Genomic DNA, 24840 nt, shown 5'->3' on the forward strand with positions numbered 1-24840 from the left:
GGCCGATTCGGATGCACCCCGGCCCGGTCGTGTCGCACGCTCGATACGGTGGCAGTCATGAGTGAGCGAGAGTACGACCTGGTCGTGATCGGCGCCGGGCCCGTCGGCGAGAACGTCGCCGACCGGGCGCGACAGGGGGGACTGTCGGTCGTGGTCGTCGAGAGCGAGCTGGTCGGCGGAGAGTGCTCGTACTGGGCGTGCATGCCGTCGAAGACCCTCCTGCGGGCCGGGTCGGCCGTCCGTGCCGCCTCGGACGTCGACGGGGCGCGGCAGGCGGTGACGGGCGGCGTGGACGTCGCCGCGGCGCTGAGGCGGCGCGACGCGATCGTGCACGAGTGGAACGACTCCTCGCAGGTGAAGTGGCTCCAGGGGGCTGAGATCGATCTCGTCCGTGGGCACGGACGACTCAGCGGCGAGCGGCGCGTCGTCGTCACCGACCCCGACGGCGCCGAGACGGTCCTCATCGCGCGGCACGCCGTCGCGGTGTGCACAGGGTCGGCGGCGCTGCTTCCCGACATCGCCGGACTCGCCGACGCCGCGCCGTGGACGAGCCGCGACGCGACGGGCGTGCGAGATGTGCCGGGATCCCTTGCGATCCTCGGAGGCGGCGTGGTGGGCAGCGAGATGGCGACGCTGTTCACGTCGTTCGGATCCGCCGTCACGGTCATCGCGCGCTCGGGCCTGCTCGGCGCGCTCGAGCCCTTCGCGGGCGAAGCCGTGACGACCGCGCTGCGCGAGGCGGGAGCCGACGTGCGCACCGGACTCGGCGTGAGCGAGGTGAGGCGCGAGGGCGGCGGGGACGTCGCGCTGACCCTGTCGGACGGATCCGAGCTGCGGGCGGACGAGCTGCTCGTCGCCACCGGGCGGGCGCCCCGCACCGAGGATCTGGGCCTGGACACCGTGGGACTGACGCCCGGCGAATGGCTGGATGTCGACGACACGCTGCGCGTCCGCGGCTCGGAATGGCTGTACGCGGTCGGTGACGTCAACCACCGCGTGCTGCTCACCCACCAGGGGAAGTACCAGGCCCGTGCGGCGGGCGACGTGATCGCCGCCCGCGCTCTGGGCGCGGACGTCGACGACGGACGCTGGGGCCGGCATGTCGCGACCGCCGACCACGCGACGGTGCCGCAGGTGGTCTTCACCGACCCCGAGGTGGCGTCCGTCGGCCACACCGAGGCGTCAGCGAGAAAGGCCGGACTCCCCGTCCGCGTCCTCGACTACGACCTGTCTTGGGTCTCGGGCGCGTCCACGTATGCCGACCACTACCGCGGACGGGCGCGCGCGATCGTCGACGAGGAGCGCGAGGTGCTCGTCGGCGCGACCTTCGTCGGCGCCGATGTGGCCGAGCTGCTGCACTCGGCGACCGTCGCGATCGTCGGAGAGGTTCCGCTCGACCGCCTCTGGCATGCGGTTCCGTCGTACCCCACGCTCAGCGAGGTCTGGCTCCGCTGGCTCGAGGCGTACGGGCGCTGAACGCCTCGGCGCGATCTCACGCGCCCGGGTACGGCCGTTCGGTGAGAAGAGCCGCCAGGTGGGCCGCATTGCGGGCGAGCGTCGCCGTCGCGCCGGCGACCTCCTCGGGAGTGGACGAGAGGTCCTTGTAGTCCGTCTTGTGCATCGCCTCGCCGTTCCAGTAGACCGCCCCGGCGGCAGGGACGGTGAACCCGACGTCATTGAGCCCCTGGAAGAGGTCGGCGATGATCGCGTGCGCGCCGTCCTCGTTGCCCACCACGACCGCCACCGCGACCTTTCCCGCCATGACCTGCCGGCCCTCGTCATCCGTCTCGGAGATGTCGGCGTCGAGCCGCTCGAGCACCCGCTGCGCGATGCTCGAGAGGTGTCCCACCCAGGTCGGGGTGGCCAGGACAAGGATGTCGGCCGCGAGCACGCGCTCGCGGATGCGCGGCCACTCGTCGCCGTCCCCCATGTCGTGCTCGACGCCGGGCTTCACGTCGTGGTCGGCGACGCGCAGCTGCTCGCCGGTCACCCCGTGCTCCGCGAGCGCGTCGAGCACCTGCTGCGCGAGGAGCTGAGAGCTGGATGCCGCGGGTGAGGGCTTGAGCGTGCAGTTGAGCGCGAGCGCGGTGACCATGGCGTGCCTTTCGTCGACGATGGTCGCAGACTACGAGCCCGGCGCGCCGACCCCCGAAGGGTTGACAGGCGCACGATCGGCCCCTCCCTCCGCGTGCCGATCTAGGGTGAGATCATGGCTCGCCCTCGCCCCGAACCCACCGCCCCCGGCCAGGAGTCCGTGTGGGACTATCCGCGCCCCCCGCGTGTCGAGCGTCGGGATGTCCGCGTCGTCGTGCGCTTCGGCGGCGCGGTTCTCGTCGACACGACGGACGTGGTCCGGGTGCTCGAGACGAGTCATCCGCCCGTCTACTACCTGCCCGTGTCCGCGTTCCGCGCCGGCGCCCTCGTCCCCGCGGCGGGCGGCTCGTACTGCGAGTTCAAGGGCTCCGCGGTCTACTTCGACGTCGTGGGCGGCAACGGTGCGACTGCTGCGCGAGCCGCCTGGAACTACCCCGCGCCGCAGCGGGGATTCGAGGCGCTGGCCGAGCGCGTCGCCCTGTACGCCCGGCCCATGGACGAGGTGACGGTCGACGGCGAAGCGGTCGTCCCCCAGCCCGGCGGGTTCTACGGGGGGTGGATCACGTCGGCGGTGGCGGGCCCGTTCAAGGGCGTGCCGGGATCGATGGGGTGGTGAGGCGCCGCCCCACCAGCCGATAGCGTGTCCCCAACGGAAGCCGGGGGTCGCGCATGGTGGTCGCAGTGGTCGTGCGCGCGGTCGACCTGCTCGTGCAGCTCGGGCTCATCGGCCTCGGCGCGGCGCTCCTGTTCACCGAGGACGACGCCGCGACGATCGAGGTGCTCTCGCTCTGGTGCCTCCTCGGGACGCTGTACTGGCTCGCCGCCGTCATAGCCGTCGGCGTCAGCGTGCGCCGGGGCCCGGATCGTGCTCCGCGATGGCTCCGGCACGTGGACGTCCACCCGATCATCGCGGTCGTGTCGACCACAGCCACGTTCGCCGCGAGTCTGGTCGGCATCGTCGCCGCCAGCGAGCTCCTGCTCCTGCGTGACGATCCCGACTGGGCGGACTGGGTCGACGCCGTCGGCGTCTGGGCCATGCTCCTGTCGTGGGCGCTCTTCCACTGGGGCTATGCGCGCATCTACGACCGTCGCTTCCGACTCGCTCCGTCGCCGCCGCCGCTCGTCTTCCCCGGCACCGATCGGCCGCGCCTGGTCGACTTCGTCTACTTCTCCTTCACCAACGCGACGACCTTCTCGGTGTCGGACGTGCTCGTCCAGACGAGCCGCATGCGGTGGACCGTCGTCTGGCACACGACCTTCAGCTTCTTCCTCAACGCCCTGATCATCGTGCTCGCCTTCAGCACGATCCTCGACGCCTGACGAGGCATCCGACACCCGCGTCGGCGAAGACCGCAACCCCTGACGCGGCATCCGATACCCGCGTCGGCGAAGACCCGCAACCCCTGACGCGGGGCCGCCCGCCCGGCATACCGTGGACAGCACCCATCGGTCGGAGGACGGTTCGCGATGCCCGAGAACACGACACACCACGAGATCCTGGTGATCGGCGGCGGCAACGGAGGGATCTCGGTCGCCGCGCGCCTGCGCCGGCTGGGCATCGACGACATCGCCATCGTCGAGCCGCGGGAGCAGCACCTCTACCAGCCGCTGTTCTCGCACGTGGCGGGAGGCACCGCTCGCGCCGCCATCACGGTGCGGCCGCAGCGCGACGTCATGCCGAAGGGGGTGGAGTGGATCCGCGGCCGCGTGTCTTCGATCGACCCCGACGCGAGCAGCGTGACCCTCGAGGACGATCGTCGCGTCACCTACGAGCACCTCATCGTGTGTCCCGGCATCCAGCACGACTGGGACAGCGTCCCGGGGCTGCAGCAGGCGCTCGCGGCGCCCAATGTCGCCTCTCACTACGAGCACGATCTGGCGGCCAAGGCGTCGCTCCTTCTGCGCGACCTCCGCTCCGGTACGGTCGTCTTCACCCAGCCGCCCGGCCCGGCGTCGTGCGCGGGCGCCTCGCAGAAGCCGATGTACCAGGCGTGCGACTACTGGCGGGCCACCGGCGTCCGCGACGGCATCCGGGTCATCATGGTCGTCCCCACCCACACCGTGTTCGGCATCCCGGCGTTCGATCGGGAGCTCGAGCGCAAGATCTCCGAGTACGGCATCGAGCTGCGCACCGACAGCGAGCTGCTGGAAGTGGATGCCGAGTCCTCCGAGGTCGTCATCGGCGGTCCCGAGGGCACCGAGCGCATCCGCTACGACGTCCTGAACGCTGTCCCACCGCAGTCGGCGCCGGATTGGCTGGCCGCCACCCCGCTCGTCGCGCCCGGCGACGAGGGCGGCTTCGTCGAGGTCGACACGCGCACGCTCCGCCACCCCCGCTACGGCAACGTGTGGGCGCTCGGGGATGCGGCGGCCACGACGAACTCGAAGTGCGGCGGCGCGCTGCGCAAGCAGACCTACGTCCTCGCGAAGAACCTCGCCGCGGTGCGTAAGGGGCAGCAGCCGCGGTGGGAGTACGACACCTACTCCGTCTGCCCCTTCACCGTGTCGCGCTCGACCGTGGTGTGGGCGGAGTTCGACGCTCAAGGGCAGCTCAAACCCACGATCCCCTTCCTCAAGACCATGTACCGCGAGAACCGGCTGGCCTGGATCGCCGATCGCCACGTCCTGCCCTGGGTGTACTGGAACCTGATCCTCAAGGGCCTCGTGTGACCCGCGGCATCCGTCCCTCAGCCGTAGCGGTAATGGTCGGACGACGTGTTGATCCACGCGGCGAACCGGCGCGCCTCTGACGCGTCCTGCGGCGCGACCGGCGTCAGCCACAGCTGCCCGCCGCCCTCGACGGCGAGGAACACCGCCTGCCGGTCCATCCGCCCGAACTGGCGCGGTGTCAGGGGACCCTGCGGCGTGAAGAGGGCCCGTGCCCGGACGGCCTCCGGCAGCGACGGCCGTCGGGCGAGGTCGGCGACCGTCGCGACCACGGCCGTGAGCCCGCCGACCGGCTGACTCAGATCTCCCAGGTGGATCCACCGCCCGTCCACGACGATGCCGCCGAACGCGTCCTCGCCGCCGCTGAACCGGGTCTGCCTGGTCCAGCGCCGGCCGTCCCACCACCGCTGCCGCCCGCGACCGTCGTCGTACCAGCCGGCTGCGACCGGCGTCGAAGACGGGGGAATCGCGTCCGAGCGCACCTCGACGCCGAACCCGCCGAAATCGGCGTAGTCCTGCGTCCAGCGCGCGCCGTCCCACCAGCGCAGCTTGCCGGTGCCGTCGTCGTACCAGCCGGGTTCGGCCTCGGTGCCCATGGCGACGAGGCTACCGGGGCCCATGCCGAGCGGGGCAGGCGATCGCGGGCCGCCATGCCCACGCCGATTGCTAGAGCAGGAGAAGGAGCGAGAACAGGACCTTTCCGACCTCGAATCGCCTGTTCTCGCGTCTTCTCCTGTTCTCGAGCCGGCAGCCCTCGCAACGACGGCGGCTCGGGACGGGGGCTCCGACGATCAGGTGGCGCTCGGCTCGGTCGGCGAGGGGGCGGGAGTCTCGTCGGGGCTGGGGGCCAGCGGTTCGTCCGGGGACGGGATGCTCGGCTCCTCCGGATTGGGTGCGAGCGGCTCCGCCGGGTTCGGCGCTGCCGGCTCAGGCGTCGTCGGATCGGTCCCCGGGGTCGCGGGCGTCAGCGGCGCACCGGGACCGGAGGGCGCCTCGGGAGCTCCGGGCACCTCGCCGGGCGGGGGACCGGAGGGCCCAGGGCCGGGGTCGCCGGGCAGGGGGACGCCGGGAAGTGTCTCGCTCATGTGATGCTCCACCTCGTTCCGCACCGGGCGGGCCGGCACTCCTCGAGCCAGCATGCGGCGTCAACCCAAGCCGGCATAGGGCTTGACGGGCTCTGCCGCGCCGATTAGTCCCGAGCCGGCGGGCCCCCCTGATGCCGTCCGCCCGATCCGGCGATGACGCGCCGCCGCGGAGTGTGCCACGCCCGCCGTGTCGCCCGCAGCTCGTGCGGACGGCATCGCCGGTGGGGGATCGACAGACGACGGATGCCGCGACCCGGGGGCCGCGGCATCCGTCGTCCTCTCGTGCCTCAGGCCGTGGCGCCGGCCTCGCTGCGCCTGGGCAGCACCCATCCCGCACGAGGGAAGTGGCAGGTGTAGCCGTTCGGGTACTTGATGAGGTAGTCCTGGTGCTCCGGCTCGGCCTCCCAGAACGGGCCTGCGGGCTCGATCGTCGTGACGGCACGGCCAGGCCAGAGCCCGGAGGCGTCGACGTCGGCGATCGTCTCGCGGGCGACCCGCTCCTGCTCGGGGGAGAGGGGGAAGATCGCCGAGCGGTAGCTCGTGCCGATGTCGTTGCCCTGACGGTTGAGAGTCGACGGGTCGTGGATCTGGAAGAAGAACGCCAGGATGTCGCGGTACGACGTCGTGCTCGGGTCGAACACGATCTCGACCGCCTCGGCGTGGCCCGGGTGGTTTCGGTAGGTCGCATGGTCGTTGCGGCCCCCCGTGTAGCCCACGCGCGTGCTCAGCACGCCGGGCTGGCGACGGATGAGATCCTCCATGCCCCAGAAACATCCGCCCGCGAGGACGGCCGTCTCGGTGCCGGGGTTCTGGGTGACGGTTCCGGTGTCGGTGGGTCCGCTGGTCATGATGCGTTCTCCTGCGAGTGGGTGTCGGTGGTGTCGAAGAGGCTGCGGTACCGGCCGTAGCCCTGGTCGTCGAGCTCGGCGACGGGGATGAACCGCATCGAGGCTGAGTTCATGCAGTATCTCAGGCCGCCGGCATCCCGAGGGCCGTCGTGGAACACGTGGCCCAGGTGACTGTCGGCGCCCGAGGAGCGGACCTCGGTGCGGGGGACGAGGAGCTTCCAATCGGTCTTCGTCGTAACGGCGTCCGGCTCGATGGGACGGGTGAAGCTCGGCCATCCGGTGCCGCTGTCGTACTTGTCGTGCGATGAGAACAGCGGCTGGCCGGACACGACATCGACGTAGATGCCGGCCTCGTGATTGTTCCAGTAGGCATTGCGGAAGGGCGGCTCCGTGCCGTCCTCCTGCGTCACGCGGTACTGGGTGTCGGTGAGGCGGCTGACCGCCTCGGGGGTCCTGCGGTAGTCGTGGTCTCCCACGGTCTCCTCCTTACTCGGCGTCGCTGGCTGCGGCGTCACTGGGAAGAACGGATGCCTGCCCGGTTTTGGTCCCGCGAAGCTGGGAGCGCGCCGTGAGTTCTCGCCCGCTCCCGCCGACGGGGCCCTGTGGGCCACGACGTCACTGCCCGGCGCTGCTCAGCACGTCGGTCTCGGCGATCTTCAGCACGCCGCCCTCGTCGACGAAGCGGTAGCTCGTGACCTCCTGAACGGTGCGGCCGTCCCGGAAGGTGTAGGTGAGGGTCGCCTGGCCGCGATCGGCACCGGTCGCCGAGACCTCCGCGGCCGAAACCGCCTCGACCTCCGACCAGAACGCCTCGTAGCCGCCGCGGCCGCCGGCGTGGTTCTGCTGGTAGTCGGCGGTCATGAGCGGCCACGCGCTGTCGCGCTGGCCGGGCATGAGGGCGTAGTAGGCGACGATCGTCTCGACGACGCGCTGCTCCGGCAAGGCCGGTTGGGGAGCGGGCGTCTCGTCCTCGACCGGCGGCGCGGTCGTGGTCGACGGCTCTTCCGTCGGCGTCGCCTGCGCGGGTGTGCTCGGCGGGGTCGGTGCCGCGCTCGACGCCGTCGGTCCTTCGCCCAGCGCCTCCGGCCGCAGCATATCGGCGAGCATCCAGGCGCCGGCGGCGAGAGCCACGAGGAGGATGAGCGCCCCGGCCACGACCCACAGGCGTCTGACGCGGGTTCGGGGCGAGGCCGGGGCCTCGTCGGCCGGCGCGGTCGGTGCCGGCCTGGACGGTACCGTCGTCGCGGTGGTATCCGTGGGCGCGGCAGCGACGGACCGGCTCAACGGCTCGGTCTCGGCGGTCGGAGGTTCGTAGCGGGTCGGCTGATCCACCCGCAGGGTCTCGGCCGTAGGCTCCGCCGGCATGACGGCGGTCAGCGGGGGCTCGGAAGACGCGATGGTCTCCCGCGTCGGCGGCTCGGCTGCGGCATCCGTCCCCGTCGTCGGCTCGGCGTCATCCCCCGCCGGCGGCTCTCGGTGACCCGCCGCGTCCGGGTCGTCCGCCTGCGCAGGCTCGAGGCGCTGCGTCGTCCAATCCTCGGGGACGGGAGGCGTGGACGCGAGGACAGCCCGCGGCACCTCGAGGGGTCCCTGCTGGAGTCCGCTGAGCGCGTCGACGACCGACGCCATGGTGGGCCGTCGCTTCGCCTGGGTCGCGAGCATCCGGCGCAGCAGCGGCGTGAGCGGGCCGGCATTCTTCGGCGCGGGATAGCCACCGCGGGCGACCCGGTGAAGGAGTGCGATCGGATTGCTCTCGGATCCGAAGGGCGGTTTGCCCTCCGTCATCGCGTAGAGCGTCGAGCCGAGTGAGAAGACGTCGGAGGCGAAGCTCATCGGCAGGCCGCGCGCCGCCTCCGGCGAGAGGTAGGCCGGTGTGCCGTGGACGAGCCCGGTCGTTGTGATGGTGGTGTCGCCGAGGGCGTGCGAGATGCCGAAGTCGCTGATCAGCGCCGAGCCGTCCGCTCCGATGAGGATGTTTCCGGGCTTCACGTCGCGGTGCACGATCTTGAGCGCGTGGGCCGCGGCCAGGGCCGATGCGACCTGGGCGCCGATGCGGGCGGTCTCGGACGGCGAGAAGGTCCCGTGCTCGCGCAGCAGCACCGACAGCGGGGTCGATTCGACGAGCTGCATGACGATGCAGGGCTGGCCCTCATGCTCGACGACGTCGAAGACCGTGACAGCGTGGGGATGATGCAGTCCTGCGGTGATGCGCGCCTCTCGCATCGCGCGATCGGTGGCGGTCTGTCGCTCGGCGTCGGTCAGCTCGGGCTGCGCCCGGAGCATCTTGAGCGCGACAGTGCGATGGAGCTTCTCGTCCCACGCCTCCCAGACAACCCCCATTCCGCCCGCGCCGAGGAGCCTGACCAGCCGATAGCGGTCGCTGACGAGGGCGGGAGGGGTGCTCATCGGGGTTTCCGCTCCTTGTGGTTCGTCCCGATGCTCTCGCGTGCGGGACGACCGCATGAGGGGGTTGCGACCCACGCGCCGGTGTGGAAGACCGGTCCCCGACGCGACGTTCCGGTCCCGCCCGCGACCCCGTCCACCAGCCGCGCGCCGGCTGCGCCTGCGCGAGGGGGAGGATGGAGGCATGGCTGCGGCATCCGCCCCTCCCGGTCCGGGGAAGACGTCATCATGGGGTGGAACCCCGGCCTGTGGAACGAGTGGCCGGGCGGCTACGCCGCCGTGGTGCGCCGTGTCGCGGGCGGCACCCCCCACCTGACGCAGTGGTCGGTGGGCGCTCGCCGCGAGGTCGAGCCGGGAACGGATGCCTGGCTCCTGCGGCAGGGCGGCTCCTACGGCATCATCGGCCGCGGCGTGATCCTCACGCGCGCGGCTCCGCGGCAGACGACCGGTTACCGCAGCTCCGCGGCAGACGACCGGTCACCGCAGCTCGGCGGCCACCTCGAGGACGTGGGGGATCGCGCGCTCGATCGTGTCCATGGTCGCCGTCAGGGACACCCGGAAGTGATGTGGCTGGTCGAAGAGCGTTCCCGGCATGAGATAGACGTTCCGCTTCTCGAGAGCGGCGCAGAACTCCCGGGCGCTTCCACCGGGCGCGCGGCCCCACAGGTAGAAGGTGCCTTCCGGCTTGGTGATCTCGACGCCCGCACCGCTCAGGGCGCTGTACATGCGGTCGCGCTTGCGCGTGAGCTCCGCCATGTCGAGCGACACCGTCTCCAGCGCCGGCGCGGCGTACTGCATGATCGCGTCCGGGAAGCCCCAGCCGACGGCGAGCCCGATCGGCATGAGGGCCGCCCGCAGCTCGGCGCGCTCGGCGGCCGGCAGGAGCGGCGACAGCGCGAGATACCCGAGGCGCTGTCCGGGTGCGAGCATGACCTTCGCGTAGCTGTAGTCGATCGCCGTCGAGGCATAGAATCCCGCGGGGCTTTCGAACCCGACCCCGGGAAAGCGGATCCGCCGGTACGGCTCGTCCGAGAGGATCCAGATGCGGCGGCCGTTCGCCTGCGACGCCCCTTCCAGCACGTCGGCCAGCGCCTCCCACGCCGCCCGGGGATAGACGCGACCGGTGGGGTTCGCGGGAGAGTTGACGATCACGATGCGCGTGCGCGGGGTGATGGCGCGGGCGATGGCCTCGACATCCAGGTCGAAGCTCCCCTCCGCGAGGGCGGCCCGCACCGGCACGAGGTTCGCCGCATGCAGCATCGGCTCGTAGCAGAACCAGCCCGGCACGGGGATCACGACCTCGTCGCCGGCGTCGGCGAGCAGCGCGAAGGCGAGTGACATCGCGCCGAAGGCGCCCTGCGTCATCGCGATGTCGTCGGCCTGGAAGGGGAGGCCCAGCTCCTCTCGAAGGCCCGCGGCGACAGCATCCTGAGCGCCCCGCTCGCTCGTCTTGTACGCGAACCAGTCGACCGATCGCGGGTCGATCTGCGCGCGGATGGCGGTGGAGAGCGCTGGGAGGGGGAACTCGTGCGGATTGCCGAACGTCATGTCGAGCGCGTCGGGATCGGCCGTCAGGGCCTGCATGCGGGCGAGGTAGTCCGTCACGACGTCGACCGAGGCCTTCGCCGCGGTCGCGCGCATCGACATCACCATGGCAATCACCCTCGTCCCAAGAAAGGATGGCAAGCGATGCGGTCAGGATCCCAGCGGCGACCGGCCTCGTCAACAGGCCCTTCTGCGGTGAGGCGAAGACGAAGGGGTGCTTCGCCGGCGGGAAAGCGGCGAAGCACCCCGATGGCGGAGATCAGAACGTGTAGACCTGACCGGCCGTGAGCGAGTGCAGGATGCCGTCGCTGTTCACGCCGGAGCCGACCGATAACGCGACGCCGTTCACCTCGGCGTCCGGGAAGTTCGCCCCTGGGCGATGCCGCCGCATGAAAGGAAGGGGACGGATGCCGCAGCATCCGCTCACAGCCTCTGTGCGCGCGGTGCGAGCGCCGGGCGGGGAGGGCCAGGGTGCCGGGTGTCGGCAGTCGCGTCAGGATGCCGCGGGGCCGCGCAGCGCGGTCGCGAGCTCGGTCCGCGAGGAGATGCCCAGCTTGGTGTACACCTTCCGCAGGTGGTACTCCACGGTCTTGGGACTCAGGAACAGCGCGGTCGCCGCCTCGCGCGTCGTGCGGCCGTCCGCCAACAGGACGCTGACCTGGAGCTCCTGGGCGGTCAGGGCGGCCAGCGGGTTCGATCCCGCCGCCCGCACATGCTCTCCCGTGGCCGCGAGCTCCGTGGCCGCGTGATCACGCCAGATGTGCGCCCCGAGCTCTGCGAAGGCGTCCAGCGCGGAGCGCAGCGGGATGCGCGCGTCGATGCGTCGGCCCGCCCTCCGCAGCCGCGACCCGAAGGCGAGTTGCGTCCGCGCGGTCTCGAATCGGTCGAGGGTCCGATCGTGCCACGCCAGGGCGGACTCGAACCAGGCGTCGACGTCGGCGTCCCCAGCCAGGAGGCCCACGCTTCGATCGGCTCGCGCTCGGGCCCAGGGCTGCCCCTTCGCGACAGCCCGTTCGCGGTAGGTCCGGGCGACCTCCTCGGCCTCGGCGCGGCGGCCGAGCCGGAGGAGCGCGTCGGTCAGCTCCGGCCCGGGGGCGAGGTCGACGTCGTCCAGGGCCAGCCGTTCGAGCAGCGCACCGAGTCGCGTGAGCTCCCGGGCGGCCTCCTCCACGCGCCCGAGCGACAGCTCCAGATCGCCGGTCGCGAGTGAGACCCAGACCTCCCCGACGTGGATGTCGCGCGCGATGCACAGCTCCCGTGCCTGCGCGGCGTGGACGCGACACGCCTCCGCACGCCCTGCGCGGGACTCGAGCCACGCGAGTCCCGCGAGCGACATCGCGAGCTCGGTGGTCTGTCGTGTCTCGGTGGCGAGACGGATGGCCTCGGTGTAGTCCGCCTCGGCGCGCGTCCACCGTGCGTCCGTCGTGGACTCGTCGCGCGCGACGTGGAAGAGAACGGCGGGAAGCGCCCCTATGCCCGCGGCCCCGCGGACCTCGTCGACGAGTGCGCGCAGCCGCGACCCGCTCGTGGAGTCGCGGAGGAACAGGGGCGCCAGCAGCAGCCACGACAGGCGGCGCGGATCGTGCGCGAGGTCGGGATCGGACTCGAGGAGAGGGACCGCGGCGCGGATTTCGTCCGCGCCACCCTGACCGGCGAGCGTCCGAGCCATCCCCGTCGCCATCAGCGCGAGCGTGCGCGACCGCGGCTTCAGCACTCGGCCACGAAGCGCCTCCAGCCGGTCGGCGAGACGAGCGGCCGTGTGCGCGTCCCCGAGGTAGTAGGTCGCGTGGACCGCGTCCGCCAGCGCGACGGCCTCATCATCGGGGTCGCCGACGGAGTCGGCAGCCGCGACGAGCAGTTCGAGCGCTTCCCGGAGCGAGCCGGACCGCGCCGCGATCGAGGCGCGGAGCTCGATCGCGTGCACGTCGCGGCTGGGGTCCGCGGCGCCCGCCACGCCATCCCGCTGCTCCAGAAGCGCCAGCGCGCGTTCGCCGTCTCCCGCCGCCCAGGCGGTGTCGGCCGCTCGCAGGAGCCGGGCCTCGCGGGTCGGTCCGTCAGGACTGACTCGCGCCGAGCGCTCGAAGGCGCCGGCCGCCACGGAGTACGCACCGCGCAGGACAGCGTGCTCCGCCGCGGTCGCGAGAAGGTCAGCCACCTCGCCATCAGGCTGCCAGACCGCTTCCGACAGGTGCCATGCGCGCCGGTCGACATCATCTCGAGGCGTGGCGTCCGCCGCGGCGCGGTGCGCGGCTCGTCTCTCGTCCACCGAGGCCGCCGAGTACGCGGCGGCGCGCAGCAGGGGATGCCGGAAGTCGACGCGTCCGCCTGCAACGGTCACGAAGCCCGAGTCTTCCGCCTCACCGAGCCTGCCGACATCCAGTCCCAGCGCCGCGCACGCATGCGTGATGAGCCGGAGGTCGGCGCCGCAGACTGCGGCCAGGAGCAGGACGGCTCGGCACTCGCCATCCAGACGCCCCAGACGCCTGCCGAACGCGCGTGTCACCGCCCGAGGCACACGCAGCGGCATGCCTGCCTCGACGCCCTCCAGCGACGTCGGATCGGCTGCCCCGAGTTCGAGCAGGGCGAGCGGATTGCCGGCGGTCGCGTCGTGAAGGCTTCGCACCTGCTCCTCGGTGGCGTGGCCGCCGCGGGTTCGTGCGATCAGGAGACGCGTCGCATCGAGATCGAGCCCGGCCAGCACGAGCCGAGGGAGGCCGGCGACAGCGTCGTCCCCGTCGGGACTCCGCACGCCGAGCAGGACCATCACCGGGTCGGCGGACAGCCGGCGTGCGGCGAAGGCGAGCGTGCTCGCGGAGGCGGCATCGGCCACCTGGAAGTCGTCGACCATGACGGCAACCGGTCCGTCCTCCGCGTAGCGGCAGAGAAGGCTCAGCACCGCCGCGCCGATCGTGAAGCGATCGCGACCGTCGGCGATCGGCGAGCCCGGGAGCGCGGAGCCTTCGTGCCGCGACAGCGCGAGCGCCGAAGCCAGGGCCTGCGCCTGCGCGCGGGGGATGCCGTGGAGCGAGCCCAACGCGGGGCGCAGCAGCTGCAGCAGGGTACCGAACGGGATCTCCCGCTCGGTCTCGAGGCCGGTCGCGCGCAGGATACGCATGCCGTCCAGGCGGGTGACGGCGTCATCGATCAGGGCCGTCTTGCCGACCCCCGCCTCGCCCAGGATCGCGAGCACGCCGCTCGTCCCCAGGCGAGCCCCGGCGACGAGCTGGTCGATCGCCCGCTGCTCGGCCTGCCGACCCACCAGCATGTTCCGAGCATAGGCCGGAGCGGGGCCGTCGCCCAGGCCGAGCGGCGGTCGTGCGGATGCACGGTGCCGCCCGTCCCGATCCGCGCCGGAAAGACCAGGGGGGTCCCCGGATGCGGCGCTCAACCGCCCCCTCCTAGCGTCGAGGAATCCAGGACGGAACCCGACGAAGGAGAATCCCATGTCACTGACAACCGAAGTCCGAAGCGACCAGCCGCAGGGGCCCTCACCGATCGACACCGACAAGCTCATGGGCTTCGTCTTCCGAGCGGTCGACGAGGTGGGTGCCACGCTGAACGCGGCCCTCGTCGTCATGGGCGACAAGCTCGGCTATTACCGCGACCTGGCCGCCCACGGGCCCACCACTCCCGCACAGCTGGCCGAGCGCACCGAGACCGCCGAGCCCTACGCGCGTGAGTGGCTCAATGCGCAGGCGGCCGGCGGCTATGTGACATACGACCCCGAGACGAGGCGCTACACCCTCCCTCCCGAGCATGCGCTCGCGATGACGGATGCCGACAGCCCGGCCTTCCTTCCGGGCTTCTTCCAGATCGCCCTCGGTACGGTGCACGACACCCAGCACATCGTCGACGCCGCCCGAAGCGGCGCGGGCTACGGCTGGCATGAGCACGACACCGACGTGCACGTCGGATGCGAGCGGTTCTTCCGGCCGAGCTACCACGCCAACCTCGTCGACTCGTGGATCCCGGCGCTGGACGGCGTCCGGTCCAAGCTCGAGCGCGGCGCCCTCGTTGCCGACGTCGGGTGCGGGCACGGCGCATCCTCGATCCTCCTCGCACAGGCCTTCCCGAACTCGCGATTCATCGGCTCGGACTACCACGCAGCGTCGATCGAGACCGCCCGGGCACGAGCGGCCCAAGCCGGCGTCGAGGACCGTGTCACGTTCGAGGTGGCCACGGCACAGGCGTTCGGCGGGCGCGGGTACGATCTCGTCGCGATGTTCGACTCCCTTCATGACATGGGCGACCCCGTCGGAGCTGCCCGCCATGTGCGGGAGGTCATCGCCGACGATGGGACGTGGATGATCGTCGAGCCCATGGCCGGCGACAGCGTCGAGGAGAACTTCACCCCGGTCGGCCGCGCCTACTACGGATTCTCGACATTGCTGTGCACGCCCTCGTCGCTGTCGCAAGACGTCGGCCTCGCGCTCGGGACGCAGGCGGGGCCGGCGCGGATCCGCGACGTGACGGCGGCAGGCGGATTCACCCGATTCCGCAGCGTCGCAGAGACGCCGTTCAACAGGGTGCTCGAGGCACGCCCCTGACGGTCGCGCGGCGGGAGGAGCAGACTGGGGGCATGGCCACGATGGGGAAGAGCCATACGTGGGTGCGGGCCCAGCGTCGGCCGAAGCGGGCGCTGTTCCTCTCGTCCCCGATCGGGCTCGGTCATGCCCGGCGCGACGTAGCGATCGCGCGGGAGCTGCGTGCGATCCACCCCGACCTGCGGATCGACTGGCTGGCGCAGGATCCCGTCACCCGCGTCCTCGCGGACGCCGGTGAGTCGGTGCATCCGGCATCCGCGTGGCTGGCCAACGAGTCGGCGCACATCGAGGATGAGTCCGCCGACCACGACCTTCACGCCTTTCAGGCGATCCGTCGCATGGACGAGATCTTGGTCAGCAACTTCATGGTCTTCAACGACGTCGTCGACGAGACCTACTACGACCTCGTGATCGGCGACGAAGCGTGGGACGTCGACTACTTCCTGCACGAGAATCCCGAGCTGAAGCGGTTCGCATTCGCGTGGCTGACCGATTTCGTAGGGTGGCTGCCCATGCCCGTCGGCGGGGCTGCCGAGGCCGCGCTGACGGCGGACTACAACGCCGAGATGCTCGAGCAGCGGGCGCGCTATCGGCGCCTGCGCGATCGCTCGATCTTCGTCGGCAACCCCGACGACGTCATCGACGAGTCGTTCGGTCCTGGGCTGCCGCGCATCCGGGAGTGGACGGAGGCGAATTTCGACTTCGCGGGATACGTCACGGGATTCTCGCCTCCGTCACCCGACGAGCTCGCTCGGGTTCGCGACGACCTGGGACTCGACGGCGGCGAGCTGCTCTGCGTCGTGACGGTCGGCGGATCGGGAGTCGGAGAGGCCCTGCTGCGGCGCGTGCTGGATGCGGTGCCCGAGGCGCGGCGCCGAGAGTCTCGGCTGCGGTTCCTGGCCGTCGCCGGTCCGCGCATCGACCCGGCATCGCTCCCGTGCCCGGAGGGCGCCGAGGTTCGCGGCTTCGTCCCCGACCTCTACCTGAGCCTCGCCGCGTGCGACGTCGCCGTCGTGCAGGGCGGGCTCACGACGACGATGGAGCTCGCCGCCGCCCGCCGGCCGTTCCTGTACGTCCCGCTCGAGAATCACTTCGAGCAGAACTTCCATGTGCGGCACCGGCTGGAGCGCTACGGCGCCGGACGCCGTATCCGGTACGCGGAGGCGAGCGATCCCGATACGCTGGCCGGGGAGCTCGTCGCGGAGGCGGGACGCGAGGTCAGCTGCCGGCCGGTCGAGACCGACGGGGCCGCCCGCGCCGCGGCGCTGCTGGGGGAGCTTCTCTGATGCGCGCCGTCGAGCCGTCGGCGTCGGGGTGGGTCGACCGGGGCGCGGGCGACCGTGTCCGGTATGAGGTGTACGGCGAGGGCGAGCCGACGGTCTACCTGCTGATGCCCGACACGATCGTGCAGAGCCGCGCGTGGAAGGCTCAGATCCCGTTCCTCGCACGGTTCTTCCGGGTCGTCGTGAGCGATCCGAGAGGCAACGGCGGGAGCACCACCCCCCGGAGTGCGGAGGGCTTCGAGGACAGGCTGATGATCGACGATGCCTGGGCGGTGCTCGATGCCGTCGGGGCCGACCGGGCGGTCCTGGTCGGCCTGTGCACGGGCGCCGGCTACGTCGTGATGATGGCGGCGGAGGCCCCCCAGCGGGTGCTCGGGATCTGCTCGATCAACCCCGGCCTGCAGCTGAGCCCGCCCCTGCCGCACAAAGTGCGTTTCGACTTCGACGAGGCGCGCGAATCATACGACGGGTGGGAGAAGCTCAATCGTCACTACTGGCTCGAGGACTGGCCGGGTTTCGCCGAGTTCTTCTTCGGCCAGCTGCTCCCCGAGCCGCACTCCACCAAGCAGCGCGAGGACTGCGTCGCGTGGGCGCTGCAGACCACTCCCGAAGCGATGCTGCTGGCCGGCTATTCACCCCCGTATCCCGGCGACGAGCAGCAGACCATCACCGCCGCGCGGGCTGTGCGATGCCCGGTCCTGGTGATCACCGGCTCCCTCGACATGTGCCAGAACCCCGAGCGCGGCCGCCGTCTGGCGGAGCTGACGGGCGCCCAGCACGTCGTGATCGAGGGAGGCGGACATCTCCCGCAGGCGCGCGACCCGGTGAAGGTGAACCTGCTGCTGCGGGAGTTCGTCTTCCGGGCCGCGGCGTCCGGCCAGCGCTGAGCGCCTTCGTTCACGAAAGCGGGGGACGGATGCCGCAGCATCCGTCCCCGAAAGTCTCAGGTGCGAGAACTCAGTACCAGCCGGTCGACTGCGAGTGACCCCACGCGCCGCACGGAGTGCCGTAGCGCCCCTGGATGTAGCCCAGACCCCACAGCACCTGCGTGGCGGCGTTGGTCTGCCAGTCGGCTCCCGCCGAGCCCATCTTGCTGCCCGGGAGGGCCTGGGGGATGCCGTAGGCGCCGCTGGAGCGGTTGTACGCCTGGTAGTTCCAGCCCGACTCCTTGTTCCACAGCGCCACGAGGCAGCCGAACTGATCGTCTCCCCAGCCGCGGCCGGCGAACTGGGAGTAGGCGAACGCCTGAGCGCCGCTGGGGCTGTTGTCGCCGTTGCCGTTCCCCGAGGGGATCGGCACGCTGGGGGCCGAAGCAGAGCGCCCCGACGAGGAGCCCGACGACGAAGAGCTCTCCGCAGCCTCGGCGGCCTTCGCCTCGGCCTCGGCCTTGGCGCGGGCCTCCGCTTCCTGACGGGCCTTCTCCTCCGCCTGTCGCTGCGCCTCGGCGGCGATCGCCGCGTCGAGGCTGCCGCGGAGGCTCGCGACCTGCTGGTTGGTCGCCGTCACAAGATCGGTCACATTGTCGGTGACGTCGGGGAGCAGCGCGTCGGGCAGGTGGTCGATGCCGATCTCGAGACGGTCGGCCGCCTGCTGGAGGTCGGCGGTGTCCACCGTCGTCTCCGCGACCCCGATGTCGAGACCCGAGGCGGCGATGTCGGACGTGACAGCCTGAGCGGCCGTCACGGCGGCGGCAGCGGCCGTGACCGCTTCAGCGGCGGTGCTCGTCGCACCGTCCTCGCCCGTCGCGGTCGTCGCCGTCGTCGTGGCGGGGATCGTGTACGAGGCGGGCACGAAGGTCACCGACGATCCGGATGCCTCGGCATACGACACAGGGACGGCGCCGACGAGCCCGACCATCGTGGCGACGGCGGCGGCTACTCCCGATGCGACGACGAGCGGACGGCGTCGGGTGCGGCGTTCGGACAGTCGGCGAGTACGGCGGGCGGAAGGAGGAGACGTCTTCGAGCGCATGGATTCGGGTTTCGTGTCGGGAGTCCGCGCCGGCGTTTCGACGCATCGCGGCCGCTCTTGCGGACACAAAACCCTGATCCTGCACGTCTTTTCTGAGCGTTATCTGGACGTTACCTGGACGGCGGCGTCCCGCGCGCCGTTCTTGCGGCGCGCCGAGGGGGCTCGGGGGCCGCACCCGAGGACGCGGGATCGCGCCCGCCGCGACGTTCTCAGCGAGTGGAGGGGGTGCGGTTCTCGGCGCTTACCATCCACGCGAACTGCTCGAGCGACTCGAGGATGGCGTGGAGGATGTCCGCGGAGGTGGGGTCTTCCTCATCGACATCGTCGTGCACTTCGCGGCACGTGCCGATGGCGGCCTCGAGCCGTTCCGTGATGAGATCGACGACCTCGGAGGTGTCGATCTCGCCCTGCGGGAACTCGGGCAGGGTCGTCGTCTCCGACACGGTGTCGCTGCGGCCGTCGGGGAGCGCGTGCAGGGCGCGCATGCGCTCGGCGACCGTGTCGCTGAAGCCGCGGGCCGCCTCGATGATCTCGTCGAGCTGCCGGTGCGTGTCGCGGAAGTTCTTGCCGACGACGTTCCAGTGCGCCTGCTTGCCCTGGCTCGCCAGCTCGATGAGGTCGACCAGCACGCGCTGGAGGTTCTCGCTCAGCGACTCGGACGCCTGGAAGCCGCTCTCGGCGTTCTGCTCGTTCGTGAGCATGGCGCCACTCCTCGCGGGACGGCGGCGGTTCTTCGTCGCGGTGCCTCCCGACGAGGAGGTCGAGCTCTTCTTGGTCGCGGTGTCAGCCATCGCTTCGCCTTTCGGTCTCATGGTCGGGGATCGTCTCGACGGTAGGCCCAGTCGGCGCCGCGCGGCGCGGGATTGTGGGCATGCCGTCGCCGTGGTACGCGGCGACGGATGCCTCGAACGCCGCGTGTCCGCCATCGGGCGTACCCTGATCCGGTGCGTGCCGATCCCACCTCGCTGAGCGCGCGTGCCGAACTGACGGCGCTCGCCCACGCTGCCGCCGCCGGTGACGAGCGCGGATCCCGCTGGGTCGCGAGCCTTCCGCCGGCGACGGATGCCCGCGCCGCCGCGGTCCTGATCCTCTTCGGGGTCCTCGACGGGCTGGCAAGCGATCACGACGCGCAGGCCTCCGCGGTCTCGCGCGACCTCGACGTCCTGCTGCTCGCCCGGGCGACGACCCTGCGCTCGCACCCCGGCCAGGTCGCCTTCCCGGGCGGACGCGTCGACCCGGGGGATGAGGGCCCCGTCGCCGCGGCCCTCCGGGAAGCGCGGGAGGAGACCGGGCTCGATCCGGCGGGCGTCGACGTGCTCGGCGTGCTGGAGAATGTGCCACTGCTGTACTCGCAGCACCTCGTGACTCCCGTGCTCGGGTGGTGGCGGCATCCGTCGCCCGTCGGGGTGGTCGACGTGGCCGAGTCCACCGACGTCTTCCGCGCCCCGGTCGCCGACCTGCTCGCGCCGGCGAACCGCGGCGTGACCGTCATCCGGCGCGACGGTCAGGAGTGGCGCGGGCCGGGTTTCCTCGTCGCGCAGGACGGCCGCGAGCACCTCGTGTGGGGCTTCACCGGGATGCTGCTCGACGCGCTCTTCGACAGGCTCGGCTGGGCCGAGCCGTGGGACGAGCAGAAGGAGCTGCCCCTCGAGCTCCCCGACTGACGCGGGACTTCAGCGGAGCGCGCGCATCCGCTCGAGAAGCGGCTCGGCCACCTCGGCGAGGAACTGATCCTGCCTCTCGTCTCCGACCTGGACGACGGCGACATCGGTGAAGCCGGCCTTCAGGAACGGGTGCACGCTCTCCGCCAGCTCGTCGAGATCGGGGCCGCAGGCGATCTCCGCGGCGACGTCCTCCGGACGCACGAACTGGCTCGCGGCGGCGAATCCCGCGGGCGTCGGCAGCTCGCTGTTGACGGCCCACCCGCCGGCGAACCACCGGAACTGGTCGTGGGCGCGCTCGATCGCGGCATCCCGGTCGGGATCCCAGCAGATCGGCACCTGACCGATCTTGCGCGAGCCGCCCTCGTGCACCTCGTCCCACTTCTCGACGAGGTCGCCCTCCGGCTCGACGGCCACCATGTGCTCTGCGAGGGGCGCGAACGACGAGATGGACTCGTCCCCGGAGACGGCGACGGCGATCTCGACCGGCACGTCCGGCACGTCCCAGATCCGGGCCGAGTCGACGCGGAAGTACTCGCCGTCGTACGTCAGGAGGTCGCCGCTGTGCAGCTCGCGGATGATCTCGATGGCCTCGACGAGCTTGGACTGCCGGGTGTCGACGCTCGGCCAGCCCTCGCCGACGACGTGCTCGTTGAGGCTCTCGCCCGAACCGACGCCCAGCACGAAGCGGCCCTCGCTGAGGATCTGCAGGGTCGCCGCCTTCTGGGCGACGACCGCGGGGTGATACCGGGTCGTCGGGCACGTGACGTAGGTCATCAGGTCGACGGACGACGTCACCTGCGCGACGGCTCCGAGCACCGTCCACGCGTACGGGGAGTGGCCCTGGCTCATGAGCCACGGCGTGAAGTGATCGCTTGATACCTCGAAGTCGAAGCCCGCGTCCTCGGCGGCCTGGGCGTATCGGACGAGCTCACGCGGCCCGCTCTGCTCTGTCATCAGGGTGTATCCGAATCGCGCCATCATTCCTCCTGTCGGCGGCGTCCGGCATCGCCCGAACGCGATGTGGGGGACGATACGGCGTGGCGGCGGGGCGATCGAGGGATTGGCACCCGTCCGGTGACCTGCTACGCGGGTGCGGCGACGCCGCGGGAACCGCCGCTTGCCCGCTGCATCCGCGACCGCCAGAGTGAGGGCGACGAGAGAGCGAGGGCGCGATGGCGGGATTCGCCGTGGAGGACGACTTCTTCGACGGGCAGACGCTGCGCGCCGCCGGCACGGCGCCGTACGGCGGCGCCGACGTGTTGGAGTGCATCGCGATCGCCCGCCGCGTTAAGAAGCGTGATCTGGACAGCTGGCACGACGAGTGGGCGGCGGCGGGGCGGCGGGCGTTCGCGCTCGGTGAGGAGGCCGAGGCCTCCGCCCGGGCCGACACCGCGAAGCGCGCGTTCCTGCGTGCCTGCACATACTTCCGCACGTCGGGGATCGCCTTCCTCGGCAGCCCGGTCGACCCGCGCCTGCGCGAGAGCCTGGTCCGGCAGCGCGAGGCGTTCCGGCGGGCGATCCCGTATCTCGGCGCGCACGTCCAGATCGTGGAGATCCCGCTCGGGAAGATCACACTGCCCGGCTACTACTTCCGCGTGGCCGACGACGACCGCCGGCGTGCCACGGTCATCCTCACGAACGGGTACGACGGCACCGTCGAGGAGATGTACTTCGGCAACGCGCAGGCGGCCCTCGATCGCGGCTACGACGTCCTGGCTTTCGACGGGCCGGGGCAGGGGGCGGTGCTCATCGAGCAGGGCGTGACGCTGCGGCCGGACTGGGAGAACGTCGTGCCCACGGTCGTCGACTGGCTGCTCGAGCGGCCGGGCGCCGATCCGGAGCGCATCGCGCTGATCGGCTGGAGCCTCGGCGGCTTCCTCGCGCCGCGGGCCGCGAGCGGGGAGCACCGCCTCGCGGCGTGCATCGCCGACGCGAACTTCTACGACCTGTTCGATGCCGTGCTCGACCGGCTCCCGATGCCCGTGCGGGCGCAGATCCCGGACGGCAACGAGGCCGCGGTCGCGATCGTCCAGTCGCGGATGGACAAGCTCATGAAGAAGCCGACCGAGGGATGGAGTCTGCGCCGCGGGCTCTACGTCAACGGCGTCGGATCGATGATGGACTATGTGCGCGACGCGCGGCGCTACACGCTCAAGGGGCTCGCGGACAGGATCACGTGCCCGACGCTGATCTGTCACGGCGAGCTCGACCCCATCGCATCGCAAGCGCCGCTGACGTTCGCCGCGCTCACCTGTCCGAAGGAGCTGATCACGTTCCTCGCCGTCGACGGCGCCGGCGACCACTGCGAGGTCGGCGCGCGCCAGCACTACCACGCCCGCTCGTTCGGATGGCTCGACAGCATCCTCGAGCCCACTCGGCTCTCGTGAACCGATGCGAGTGTTCGCGGTCACTCCGCCCGTGTAGGCTCTGAGGCCCCGGAGTCCGCACGGCCGGGGGGTTCGTGCGGGCTCCGGCTTCGACTCGTTCGCATCGGCGCGATCGCACGTGGCCGTCGCACCCGTCCCAGGTGGTGAGCCGAGCATTTCGGCGGCCGCTCGACCCGACGTGAATTCCTGATCACAACGCTGGACACTCCGGTGAGAGCGCTCCTATCCTGACGACTGCGTCCGGCACAGCACTCGGGGCGCGATCCATCCTTCACAAGCCGCGCGACTGCGGCCGAAACGATCGGAAGTCAGCATGCCGGACAGCAAGCCCACCCTCGTCCTCGTCCATGGCGCATGGGCCGACGCCTCGAGCTGGAACGCGGTGATCCCGCCACTCCAGGACGAGGGGTTCGTCGTGCTGGCGCCGCCCAACGAGCTGCGCGGCCTCGAGTCGGACGCCGCCTACATCGCGTCGTTCCTCGCTCAGCGCACCTCGGGACCCGTCGTGCTCGTCGGCCACTCGTACGGAGGCGCCGTCATCACCAACGCCGCGCTCGGCGGCGGCGACGTGAAGGCGCTCGTGTACGTCGACGCATTCATCCCGGATGAGGGGGAGACGGTCGTCGGCCTTCTCGGCGGGTCCGGATCCGCGCTCGCCGTCGAGGATCCCACCACAGTGCTGGATCTGGCAGGGTACCCGGGCGCACCCGATGGTGCGGCGGACGCCTATCTGAAGCCCGAGACCGTCCACGACTCGTTCGCTCAGGACCTCCCGGAGCCCGATCGCCGGCTGATCGCCGCGACGCAGCGACCAGCGTCGCTCGTGGCGAATGTGACGCCTTCGGGCCCGCCGGCGTGGCGGACGATCCCCAGCTGGGCGGTCCTCGGCACGGAGGACCGGGTCATCCCCATCGCCCTCAAGCGGACGATGGCCCAGCGCGCGGGAGCCACGATCACCGAGGTGGATGCCTCGCACGTGTCGATGGTCTCGCACCCCGAGGTGACGCTCGACGCGATCCGCGCCGCCGCGGCCTCGGTCGGCTGACTCCGCCGCGCGGCGGCGGCCCCGGCGCCGCGGCGCCGCGGCCGACCTAGGGTGGGAGGATGACCGAGTTCCTGGCGATCACCGGTGGCTACGTCGTTCCTGTGATCGGCGATCCGATCGAGAACGGGACGGTGGTCGCCACGGACGGAGTCATCTCGGCCGTGGGCGGACCCGGTACCCCCGTCCCGGACGGCGCGCGCATCGTGGAGGCGCCGGGAAGCTGGGTGCTCCCGGGCTTCGTCGAGTCCCACGGGCATCTGGGCGTGCACGAGGAGGGCGAGGGCTGGTCGGGCAACGACACGAACGAGATGACCGACCCCAACGGCGCCCGGTTCCGGGCGCTGGACGGCATCGACATCGAGGAGGTCGGATTCCGCGACGCTCTGCGCGGCGGCGTGACCACCGCTGTCATCAAGCCCGGTTCCGGCAACCCGATCGGAGGGCGGACGGTCGCGATCAAGACGTGGGGCGGCCGCACCGTCGACGAACAGGTGCTCGCGCTCGACGTCTCGGTCAAGTCCGCCCTCGGTGAGAACCCGAAGCGCGTGTACGGCGACAAGAAGCAGACGCCGTCGACGCGGCTCGGCGTCGCTGCGGTGCTGCGCGAGGCGTTCGTCGGCGCTCGCAACTATGCCGAGAAGCGGGCTGCCGCGGCCACCAAGGGCGAGCCGTTCGATCGCGACCTCACGGACGAGACCCTGGCGGCCGTGCTGGACGGAGTGCTGGTGTGGGACCAGCACTGCCATCGCCACGACGACATCGCCACGGCCATCCGCCTCGCGGAGGAGTTCGGCTACTCGCTCGTCGTCAACCACGGCACCGAGGGACACAAGATCGCCGACGTGCTGGCCGAGAAGGGCATCCCGGTCATCTTCGGTCCGCTGCTGACGTCGCGGTCCAAGGTCGAACTCCGCGACCGGGCGATCGGCAACCTCGCGCTTCTCGCGCGCGCCGGCGTCACCGTGGCCATCACGACCGACCACCCCGTCGTCCCCATCGATCAGCTGCGACTGCAGGCGATCCTCGCGGTGCGGGAGGGCCTGCCCGCGCAGACGGCGCTCGAGGCGCTGACGATCAACCCGGCATCCATCCTCCGGCTGCAGGCGCGCGTCGGAGCGCTGGAAGACGGACGGGATGCCGACATCGTCGTCTGGTCGGGCGATCCGCTGTCGGTCGGCTCCGAAGTGGAGCGGGTGTTCATCAACGGTCGCGCCGTCGTCGAACCTGCGGCCGGCGACGATCGCACGCCTCGGATCGTGGAGCGCTGGGAGCGATTGGGCCGAACGTCCTGGAAGGGCTGACCC

The 24840-nt window shown here is 71.4% G+C and carries 23 protein-coding genes; 11 read left to right on the forward strand and 12 right to left on the reverse strand.

Annotation, left to right across the window (positions count from 1 at the left end; all coding sequences use genetic code 11):
• Window positions 1-57: 57 nt before the first annotated feature.
• Complete coding sequence (locus EV279_RS07720; protein WP_133542302.1) at window positions 58-1476, forward strand: NAD(P)/FAD-dependent oxidoreductase; 1419 nt, start codon at window positions 58-60, stop codon at window positions 1474-1476.
• A 16-nt stretch (window positions 1477-1492) separates the two neighbouring features.
• Here EV279_RS07720 and EV279_RS07725 read toward each other — a convergent pair whose 3' ends face one another.
• A complete protein-coding gene (locus EV279_RS07725; RefSeq protein ID WP_133542304.1) occupies window positions 1493-2095 on the reverse strand; it encodes an NAD(P)H-dependent oxidoreductase in 603 nt (200 codons plus the stop codon).
• 114 nt (window positions 2096-2209) lie between these two features.
• Here EV279_RS07725 and EV279_RS07730 point away from each other — a divergent pair, with 114 nt between their 5' ends.
• The 3 genes from EV279_RS07730 (at window position 2210) to EV279_RS07740 (ending at window position 4764) form a co-directional block, all read left to right on the forward strand.
• Window positions 2210-2710, forward strand: coding sequence for a DUF427 domain-containing protein (locus tag EV279_RS07730; RefSeq protein ID WP_133542306.1), 501 nt, complete (start codon window positions 2210-2212; stop codon window positions 2708-2710).
• Window positions 2711-2763: 53 nt separating this feature from the next.
• Window positions 2764-3414, forward strand: coding sequence for a DUF1345 domain-containing protein (locus EV279_RS07735; RefSeq protein WP_133542308.1), 651 nt, complete (start codon window positions 2764-2766; stop codon window positions 3412-3414).
• Between the two features lie 147 nt (window positions 3415-3561).
• The gene (locus tag EV279_RS07740; RefSeq protein WP_133542310.1) at window positions 3562-4764 is read left to right on the forward strand and encodes an FAD/NAD(P)-binding oxidoreductase; all 1203 of its coding nucleotides are present in this window, start codon (window positions 3562-3564) and stop codon (window positions 4762-4764) included.
• A gap of 17 nt (window positions 4765-4781) precedes the next feature.
• Here EV279_RS07740 and EV279_RS17020 read toward each other — a convergent pair whose 3' ends face one another.
• The 8 genes from EV279_RS17020 to EV279_RS07775 all read right to left on the reverse strand — a co-directional run bounded on the left by EV279_RS17020 (window position 4782) and on the right by EV279_RS07775 (window position 13907).
• Window positions 4782-5357 carry a DUF2510 domain-containing protein gene (locus tag EV279_RS17020; protein WP_243728479.1) on the reverse strand — a complete coding sequence of 192 codons (576 nt, stop codon included), beginning with the start codon at window positions 5355-5357 and terminating at the stop codon, window positions 4782-4784.
• A gap of 195 nt (window positions 5358-5552) precedes the next feature.
• Window positions 5553-5846 (reverse strand): hypothetical protein, encoded by a 294-nt coding sequence (locus tag EV279_RS17130; RefSeq protein ID WP_133542312.1) that lies wholly within the window; start codon window positions 5844-5846, stop codon window positions 5553-5555.
• Window positions 5847-6133: 287 nt separating this feature from the next.
• Window positions 6134-6694: a peptide-methionine (S)-S-oxide reductase MsrA gene (gene msrA / locus EV279_RS07755; protein WP_133542314.1), complete on the reverse strand. Its 561-nt coding sequence runs from the start codon at window positions 6692-6694 to the stop codon at window positions 6134-6136.
• A complete protein-coding gene (gene msrB / locus EV279_RS07760; protein WP_133542316.1) occupies window positions 6691-7170 on the reverse strand; it encodes a peptide-methionine (R)-S-oxide reductase MsrB in 480 nt (159 codons plus the stop codon). Before msrB ends, msrA begins: the two co-directional genes overlap by 4 nt.
• A gap of 139 nt (window positions 7171-7309) precedes the next feature.
• Window positions 7310-9100, reverse strand: coding sequence for a serine/threonine-protein kinase (locus EV279_RS07765; protein ID WP_166644487.1), 1791 nt, complete (start codon window positions 9098-9100; stop codon window positions 7310-7312).
• Between the two features lie 474 nt (window positions 9101-9574).
• Window positions 9575-10750 (reverse strand): aminotransferase class I/II-fold pyridoxal phosphate-dependent enzyme, encoded by a 1176-nt coding sequence (locus EV279_RS07770; protein WP_133542320.1) that lies wholly within the window; start codon window positions 10748-10750, stop codon window positions 9575-9577.
• Window positions 10751-10901: 151 nt separating this feature from the next.
• Entirely contained in the window at window positions 10902-11033 is a 132-nt protein-coding gene (locus EV279_RS17135; protein ID WP_279526919.1) for a hypothetical protein, read from the reverse strand.
• A 102-nt stretch (window positions 11034-11135) separates the two neighbouring features.
• Window positions 11136-13907, reverse strand: a complete 2772-nt coding sequence (locus EV279_RS07775) for a LuxR family transcriptional regulator (protein ID WP_133542322.1) — start codon at window positions 13905-13907, stop codon at window positions 11136-11138.
• A 178-nt stretch (window positions 13908-14085) separates the two neighbouring features.
• Here EV279_RS07775 and EV279_RS07780 point away from each other — a divergent pair, with 178 nt between their 5' ends.
• The 3 genes from EV279_RS07780 to EV279_RS07790 are packed head-to-tail and all read left to right on the forward strand — an operon-like array spanning window position 14086 to window position 17356.
• The gene (locus tag EV279_RS07780) at window positions 14086-15189 is read left to right on the forward strand and encodes a class I SAM-dependent methyltransferase (RefSeq protein ID WP_133542324.1); all 1104 of its coding nucleotides are present in this window, start codon (window positions 14086-14088) and stop codon (window positions 15187-15189) included.
• A gap of 32 nt (window positions 15190-15221) precedes the next feature.
• Window positions 15222-16472 (forward strand): glycosyltransferase, encoded by a 1251-nt coding sequence (locus EV279_RS07785; protein ID WP_133542326.1) that lies wholly within the window; start codon window positions 15222-15224, stop codon window positions 16470-16472.
• The gene (locus tag EV279_RS07790; protein ID WP_133542328.1) at window positions 16472-17356 is read left to right on the forward strand and encodes an alpha/beta hydrolase; all 885 of its coding nucleotides are present in this window, start codon (window positions 16472-16474) and stop codon (window positions 17354-17356) included. Before EV279_RS07785 ends, EV279_RS07790 begins: the two co-directional genes overlap by 1 nt.
• A gap of 70 nt (window positions 17357-17426) precedes the next feature.
• Here EV279_RS07790 and EV279_RS07795 read toward each other — a convergent pair whose 3' ends face one another.
• Window positions 17427-18326, reverse strand: a complete 900-nt coding sequence (locus EV279_RS07795; RefSeq protein WP_243728480.1) for a lytic transglycosylase domain-containing protein — start codon at window positions 18324-18326, stop codon at window positions 17427-17429.
• Window positions 18327-18649: 323 nt separating this feature from the next.
• Window positions 18650-19231, reverse strand: coding sequence for a DNA starvation/stationary phase protection protein (locus EV279_RS07800; protein ID WP_133542332.1), 582 nt, complete (start codon window positions 19229-19231; stop codon window positions 18650-18652).
• 153 nt (window positions 19232-19384) lie between these two features.
• Between EV279_RS07800 and EV279_RS07805 the strand changes: the two genes are divergently transcribed.
• A complete protein-coding gene (locus EV279_RS07805; protein ID WP_243728481.1) occupies window positions 19385-20104 on the forward strand; it encodes a CoA pyrophosphatase in 720 nt (239 codons plus the stop codon).
• 9 nt (window positions 20105-20113) lie between these two features.
• On the opposite strand, the gene EV279_RS07810 is transcribed toward EV279_RS07805, so the two are convergent.
• Window positions 20114-21082 (reverse strand): TIGR03557 family F420-dependent LLM class oxidoreductase, encoded by a 969-nt coding sequence (locus EV279_RS07810; RefSeq protein ID WP_133542336.1) that lies wholly within the window; start codon window positions 21080-21082, stop codon window positions 20114-20116.
• A gap of 194 nt (window positions 21083-21276) precedes the next feature.
• On the opposite strand from EV279_RS07810, the gene EV279_RS07815 reads away from it, so the two are divergent.
• The 3 genes from EV279_RS07815 to EV279_RS07825 all read left to right on the forward strand — a co-directional run bounded on the left by EV279_RS07815 (window position 21277) and on the right by EV279_RS07825 (window position 24837).
• Window positions 21277-22491 (forward strand): alpha/beta fold hydrolase, encoded by a 1215-nt coding sequence (locus EV279_RS07815; RefSeq protein ID WP_133542338.1) that lies wholly within the window; start codon window positions 21277-21279, stop codon window positions 22489-22491.
• A gap of 313 nt (window positions 22492-22804) precedes the next feature.
• Window positions 22805-23536 carry an alpha/beta hydrolase gene (locus EV279_RS07820; RefSeq protein WP_133542339.1) on the forward strand — a complete coding sequence of 244 codons (732 nt, stop codon included), beginning with the start codon at window positions 22805-22807 and terminating at the stop codon, window positions 23534-23536.
• A 59-nt stretch (window positions 23537-23595) separates the two neighbouring features.
• Window positions 23596-24837, forward strand: coding sequence for an amidohydrolase (locus EV279_RS07825; RefSeq protein WP_133542341.1), 1242 nt, complete (start codon window positions 23596-23598; stop codon window positions 24835-24837).
• The last annotated feature ends 3 nt before the right edge of the window (window positions 24838-24840 follow it).

It is taken from the genome of Microbacterium sp. BK668 (assembly GCF_004362195.1).
GTDB lineage: Bacteria > Actinomycetota > Actinomycetes > Actinomycetales > Microbacteriaceae > Microbacterium.